6 protein-coding genes and 1 tRNA gene are annotated in these 6,245 nt (G+C 59.1%); 3 read left to right on the forward strand and 4 right to left on the reverse strand.

The features are described 5' to 3' along the window. Positions 1–11 precede the first annotated feature (11 nt). Complete coding sequence (locus ACUY2T_RS08570; protein ID WP_293790300.1) at positions 12–638, reverse strand: DUF3000 domain-containing protein; 627 nt, start codon at positions 636–638, stop codon at positions 12–14. A 129-nt stretch (positions 639–767) separates the two neighbouring features. On the opposite strand from ACUY2T_RS08570, the gene hemE reads away from it, so the two are divergent. The 3 genes from hemE to hemQ all read left to right on the forward strand — a co-directional run bounded on the left by hemE (position 768) and on the right by hemQ (position 4,217). Then, positions 768–1,925 carry a uroporphyrinogen decarboxylase gene (hemE, locus tag ACUY2T_RS08575; RefSeq protein WP_448308281.1) on the forward strand — a complete coding sequence of 386 codons (1,158 nt, stop codon included), beginning with the start codon at positions 768–770 and terminating at the stop codon, positions 1,923–1,925. Then, positions 1,922–3,376, forward strand: coding sequence for a protoporphyrinogen oxidase (gene hemG, locus ACUY2T_RS08580; protein ID WP_448308282.1), 1,455 nt, complete (start codon positions 1,922–1,924; stop codon positions 3,374–3,376). Before hemE ends, hemG begins: the two co-directional genes overlap by 4 nt. A 124-nt stretch (positions 3,377–3,500) precedes the next feature. Then, entirely contained in the window at positions 3,501–4,217 is a 717-nt protein-coding gene (gene hemQ / locus ACUY2T_RS08585; RefSeq protein ID WP_448308283.1) for a hydrogen peroxide-dependent heme synthase, read from the forward strand. Positions 4,218–4,298: 81 nt separating this feature from the next. Here hemQ and msrB read toward each other — a convergent pair whose 3' ends face one another. The 3 genes from msrB to ACUY2T_RS08600 form a co-directional block, all read right to left on the reverse strand. Next, positions 4,299–4,724, reverse strand: a complete 426-nt coding sequence (gene msrB, locus ACUY2T_RS08590) for a peptide-methionine (R)-S-oxide reductase MsrB (protein WP_448308284.1) — start codon at positions 4,722–4,724, stop codon at positions 4,299–4,301. Further along, entirely contained in the window at positions 4,717–6,024 is a 1,308-nt protein-coding gene (locus ACUY2T_RS08595; RefSeq protein ID WP_448308285.1) for a glycosyltransferase family 87 protein, read from the reverse strand. Before ACUY2T_RS08595 ends, msrB begins: the two co-directional genes overlap by 8 nt. A 95-nt stretch (positions 6,025–6,119) precedes the next feature. After that, a tRNA-Gly gene (locus tag ACUY2T_RS08600) sits at positions 6,120–6,195 on the reverse strand. Positions 6,196–6,245: the final 50 nt, after the last annotated feature.

Genomic DNA, 6,245 nt, shown 5'->3' on the forward strand with positions numbered 1-6,245 from the left:
TGCGCGAGGCTTTAAGAGTCGTTTGCTGCGGCGGCGGTACCAGCGGTCCGGGTGCCGAAGGGTAATGCGGTGACGCCTTCTGGAGGCAGGCCAGCTACATTAGCCAGCACCTCTGCAAAGGCCTTGACATGTCCGGTGAGGTCAGATCCATTAGCGGTCCATGAGGCGCGAAGCTCAAGTTGGAAGGCTCGTGGAGGGCCGCCGATATCGCCGTAGCGGACGGACGCCGTGGAAGTCACCGTGCCACCGAGATCGGTGTATTCACACTCAGGGGAATCGAGCTGCTCCTTGAGCCAATCCCAGGCCACGTCGGGTAGCAATGGGTCAGAGGCGACGGCTGCATCCATGTCGGCTTGGATGTAGGCGACCATGCGCATCTTCTTGCCTTTCCACTGCTCATCGCCTTGCGGGTCATGCAGCAGAATCAGGCGGCCGAAAGCGTCACCGGCGGGGGTGCCGGTACCGTCTTCGGGGTCTTCTTCGGCGGGTAGCACCTCGAGGCCGATGGCGTGGCTGAGGGGTGCGAGGTTGCGGGGCGGGCGGATGTCTCCGACGCTAATGCCGCGACGCACTTGTGCTTCCGACATGGAGCGCACGGCTTCGTGGAAGTACTTTGGAATCTCAGTCTCTTGGCTCACAAGGCCTAAACCTAGCCTTTAAGGTTTGTCCCATTTGTGAGGCGCGCCGACAACGGTTGTGAATGTCTGCCGGCTATTGGTCGCAGGGGTGTCCCCGAGATTCCCGAGCTTTAGTGAGGCGCTGGCATAATGGCACTTATGACGAGTGAGCTTAGCGATTACACCATCCAGCCTGATATTGCTGCCGCGGAGGCGCGGCGTCGAGCCCACAAGGACGCACCGTTTCTCGCCGCCGCGCGGGGAGAGACCCCGAGCCGTCGTCCGATCTGGATGATGCGTCAAGCCGGACGCTCGCTGCCCGAATACCGTGAGATCCGCAAGAACCATGGAATGTTGGAATCCTGCTTTAACCCTGAGCTGCTGGCAGAAATTACTCTGCAGCCAGTGCGCAGGCACGATGCCGATGCAGCGATTCTGTTTTCCGACATTGTGGTGCCGCTGAAGGCCGCAGGCGTGGATCTAGACATCGTCGCCGGACGCGGGCCAGTCGTGGAACACCCGGTGCGTACCGCGGCGGAAGTTGACGCTTTTCCGATTGTTGAACCCGACCAATTAGAACAAATTGTTGAGGGCATTGGGGGCGTTCTGAACGGCTTGCGAGACGACCAGGTTCTCATTGGTTTCGCGGGTGCGCCTTTTACTTTGGCCTCCTACCTAGTTGAGGGCGGACCGTCCAAGAACCACGAGGTCACGAAGTCTCTGATGCACTCGAACCCCGATGTGTGGCATGCCTTAATGCGCCGATTGACGCCCACTATTATCCGCTTCCTCCAGGCTCAGGCGGAGGCCGGCGTGGATGCTTTGCAGCTCTTCGACTCCTGGGCTGGTTACCTTTCTGCACGTGACTATCGAGAGTTTGTGCGTCCTTACTCCACCCAGATTTTCGATGCGATGCGCCCCTATGGCATTCCGATGATTCATTTCGGTGTGGGGACGGGGGAGTTGCTGGGGGATATGGCGCTGGCGGGGCCGGATGTCGTGGGCGTGGATTGGCGAGTACCAATGGATTCCGCCGCTACCCGTATCAGCGCTGCATTGCAGGAAGCGGATCCGACCGCGGAACCCGGCAGTCGCGCCAAGGTTCTCCAGGGCAATTTGGACCCGGCGATGTTGTTCGCCGGACCAGAGGTGGTTGCCCGCGAGATCGCCCGCATTTGTGCCGAGGTTGACCGAGCCATCGAACGAGGTCAGGCGCGGGGCCACATCTTTAACCTCGGCCATGGAGTTCTGCCGAATACCGACCCCGATGCCATCACCCGTGCCTTTGAGGAGGTTCACAAGCGATGAAAGCCAATGAGTTTTCCAGCCACTTTGAAAAGCTAGATACGTCCGGGTTGGAGGGACTTCGAGTAGCTGTCATCGGCGGCGGCATCGCCGGGCTTTCCGCAGCCTGGGAGTTGCGACGCCAGTTGGGGCCGAACGCGCGAATCTTGCTTACTGAGGCCTACGACCGTCTGGGCGGCAAGCTGAAGACCGTGAATTATGCCAACGGTCCGGTGGATATGGGAGCTGAGGCGTATCTGGGTTTCCGTGGCGACTTTACGGAGCTGATTGAATCCGTGGGCTTGGGAGATCAGTTGTGCGTTCCCTCCGGCCTGCCCAGCGGCTTCTTTGTAGATGGGGCGCTGGTGGACATTCCACGTCGGACGCTAATGGGGATTCCCTCGCGTGGCGAGGATGTGGTGGAGGTAGTCGGTGCCGCCGGCGCTGCGCGCGTCGACGCGGAGCGCAATGGCCAACCGATGACGTGGACGCCGGGACAGGACACCTCTGTGGGGCAGCTTGTGGAGGCCCGTCTAGGCCGCATCGTGGTTGATCGTTTGGTGTCCCCTCTATTGGGCGGGGTGTACTCCTGCAATGCTTTTGACTTGGGTGTGCGCGCTACGTTGCCACAGCTGGCGGAGGAACTCGATAGGCGCGGTAGTGCCGGGGAATCCTTCTTCCTAGTCGACGCCGTCGACTCCATCCTGTCGCAGCGCCCAGCCCCGCAGAAGGAGGCGAATGGGACAAAGCCCAAGCCCGTTTTCCGCAGCCTCAAGGGTGGCTATGCCAGCCTGGTAGACGCGCTCGTGCGTCACGCCGACCCGGAGGTGCTGCGCAACACCGGCGTCGAATCCATTGGCCGAACCCGCAACGGCTATTACATCGACCCGATCGGAGAGTTCGACGCGGTGATCGTTGCCACTCCCGCCCCTACGGCATCGGCGATCCTGCAGTACATGGCGCCCACGGCCGCGGAAGTGTTGGGAGAAATCGATCTTGCCAGCAGCGTTGTCGTTGGCATGCGCATGGCATCTTCCCACGGCATTCCAGAACGCTCCGGTGTGCTGCTGGGCAATGATGCTCCCACTGAGGCAAAGGCTTTCACGTTCTCGTCTCGTAAGTGGCCGCACCTTGCCGAACGCGGGGGAGCCTTCGTTCGCGCAAGTTTCGGCAGCTTCGATAATCCCTGGCACTTAGACGTCGATAACCGTGCACTGCTCAGCTTCGCCGTGGAGGATTTAGAGCGGATTACCGGTGAGCGGAAGAACCCAGAAGAGTATTTCGTCCAGCGATGGTGGGGTGGCCTGCCACGCTACGGAGTGGGATATATGGAGGCTATCTCCCAGGCCTACGACGAGGTATTGGGCATTCGCGGACTGGCGCTGGCTGGCTCCATGCTTAACGGTGTGGGCGTTCCGGCGTCCGCAGCGTCCGGTGTGGAGGCCGCGCGGGAGATTATCCGCGAGATGGCATGACCCCGGCCACGGCCAAACCCTTGAGCCACAGAAGTGGCGTAAATTCGATTTCACATGCGTCTGTCCCGCGTCATGCGGGCAGCGCGCGAGCACATATCAAGAAAGGCTAAAGAGGCTAAACACCATGACTGAACTGAACGCGCAGGAAATCAAGCGTCTCAACGCCGTCGTTCGCTTCGCCACCTACTCGGTCTTCAAGATCGAGCCTGGCGTGCTGGGGGATCGCTCGGAGGTAGCTGCTGATTTTCAGGCATTCATTGATTCCTTTGAGGATGAGGACCTGGTGATCCGCGGCGTCTACGACCTGTCCGCACTGCGCGCCGAGGCTGACGTCATGATTTGGTGGCACGCAGAAAAGATGGAGGATCTGCAGGTTGCCTACCGTCGCTTCCTCAAGGAAACCAAGCTAGGACAGGCTTGCGAGCCGGTGTGGTCCAACACTTGTCTGCACCGCCCGAGCGAATTCAACAAGGCCCACCTGCCGTCCTTCATCATGGGCGAGGAGCCGGGCGATTGGATCTGCGTCTACCCATTCGTCCGCAGCTACGACTGGTACACCATGGAGCGCGCCGAGCGTTCCCGCCTACTGCGCGAGCACGGCAAGGCCGCTCTCGGCTTCGACGAGGTCCGTGCGAACACCGTCCCGGCCTTTGCACTGGGCGACTACGAGTGGATTCTGGCCTTTGAGTCTCCGACATTGGAGCGCATCGTCGAACTAATGCACAAGATGCGCTACACGGAGGCGCGCCACCACGTGCGCGAGGAAATCCCGTTCTTTACGGGACGTCGCATTAATGGCTCCAAGGAAGAGCTGGCAACCTTCGTGGAATCGCTGGCCTAAAGTCCACTGAGAAGAACCCGGTAGCCTGTGGCTAGATCGGATCGGCCTAGATTAGCCCAACCTGAACCAGGCTAGCCGGGACTAGTGCGCAGCTGGCTTCAGAGTCAGTGCGATGCTGTTAATGCAGTAGCGCAAATCGGTGGGGGTGGGGTAACCCTCACCTTCAAACACGTGACCTAGGTGGCTTTCGCACCGGGCACACAACACCTCAATGCGACGCATACCCAAGGAGTCGTCGACGCGGGTGATGACCGCGTCCGAGTCCTTTGGATCGAAGAAACTTGGCCAACCGCAGTGCGAGTGAAACTTCTCGGTCGAGCGGAAAAGCTCCGCGCCACAGCCCTTACAGGCATAGATACCTTCGGTTTCGGTATCCGTGTATTCGCCCTTGAAAGGCGCCTCTGTGCTGGCTTGGCGCAGTACTGCAAATTCCTCAGGGGAGAGACGATCGCGCCACTCCTCGTCGGTAAGAGCGCGGAAATCAGTGGTGGGGTTGAGTTCAACCATGAGTCTTTTCTTCTGCTTCCTTCTTGACTGAACCTGTGGCTTTTCTGTTGTGCTTTTTTACCGAGGTGCGGGGGGATCTATCCCGGTAGAAGAGGCCATTGGTGTGTAGATCTCCCAAGGGGTGGACGTTGTGGCGTCGATCCCCAATAAACCAGAGCACCGAAACCACCGCGGCAGTGAAGATCAATAGAGACCAACCAATTGTGCCGCGCGTGTATTCCGCCACGCGTCCGTAGTTCACCCAACGGTCGGAGGACCAGGTATCGAGGCTGAAGAAGAAATAAACGCCTACCCAGGCCATGGGGCTGTGCATGATGGAGCGGGAACACAGCACGGTGAAAATCATCGGAAGGAGCAGCATGGAGTAGTACATCTGTCCCAGGCCGCTGATAAGGAACACACCGGTAAGCAACACCCCAGCCGTAGTGGTCGCCCACATTACCGGCTCGCGATCGCGGAAGCGCAGCAGCATGGCGACGGCGACGACCACGCAGATAGCGGCGAGAATTCGCCACAACCAGATTGTCCAGTCGGGGAACCCGAAATACACGCCGACGCCGGGAATGGAGGAGTTCGCGAAATCGCGTACGCCACCGAGATAGGGCAGTAGCTTGTCGAAGTAATCGCCACCGTTATTGGTCAGAGGGAAAGCAACAACATTGAGAATGATCGGAATTACCACGCCACCTGTAATTGCAGAGAACTGACGCCGCATAAGCGGGATGAACAGTAGGGGCAAGAACTGTGGTTTCACGGTGATGGCCAATCCGATAACTAGCCCAGCCAGCAGACCGCGGTTGTTAAGTAGCAGCCACAGAAAAAGGGATTGTGCCAGAAGTAGTACGCCGTTGATATTGCCGAAGCTCAGGGTGTTGGAGATTGACTCGGTGCTAAAGAGAAAGAAGATGCCTACCGGCAGCACCCAGGAACTCCAGCGGAAATTAAACAACTTCGTGAGCACCATTACCGCCAGCACCGCCGCCACACCATTGGCGAAGACATACAGTGCACGCGCAGCATCGACGTTGGACACTATCGACAGCGGACTCAGTAGCAACGTAGCCCCGGGGGAGTAGAGGTAGTGCGGATCCGTTGACGAATAGTCCTGATCATAGATGGCCTCGTGGGCACGGAACTTGTACAGAGCCGAGATGACCGTCCCAAAGTCATCAGTTGCCCGCGCATTCCATGGGAGCACAAACACCCGGTGGATAAAAGTCATCACGGCCAAAGGCCAGAAGACCCAGCACAACAGCCGGGAAGTGTCTACGCGGGTGGAGCTTGTTTTTTCGGCGTTCATCGCCGGTAGATTTTAGCCTCGGATACTACACCAAGCTCCCTGCCACGCCGCAGGTAGTAAACGAAAAAAGGGGCTCGAGACCCCTTTTAAAAAAGTGGAGCGGATGACGAGACTCGAACTCGCGACCCTCACCTTGGCAAGGTGATGCGCTACCAACTGCGCTACATCCGCATTGATCAACCACCGTAACAGTACGGCGACTGCTCGTGCGCGATACTGGG

It is taken from the genome of Corynebacterium sp. 22-2729 (genome assembly GCF_053479475.1).

Coding starts and splice junctions, on each gene's coding strand:
- hemG (WP_448308282.1), top strand. CDS start 1,922: ATGAAAGCCAATGAGTTTTCCAGCCACTTTGAAAAGCTAGATACGTCC.
- ACUY2T_RS08595 (WP_448308285.1), bottom strand. CDS start 6,024: ATGAACGCCGAAAAAACAAGCTCCACCCGCGTAGACACTTCCCGGCTG.
- hemE (WP_448308281.1), top strand. CDS start 768: ATGGCACTTATGACGAGTGAGCTTAGCGATTACACCATCCAGCCTGAT.
- hemQ (WP_448308283.1), top strand. CDS start 3,501: ATGACTGAACTGAACGCGCAGGAAATCAAGCGTCTCAACGCCGTCGTT.
- msrB (WP_448308284.1), bottom strand. CDS start 4,724: ATGGTTGAACTCAACCCCACCACTGATTTCCGCGCTCTTACCGACGAG.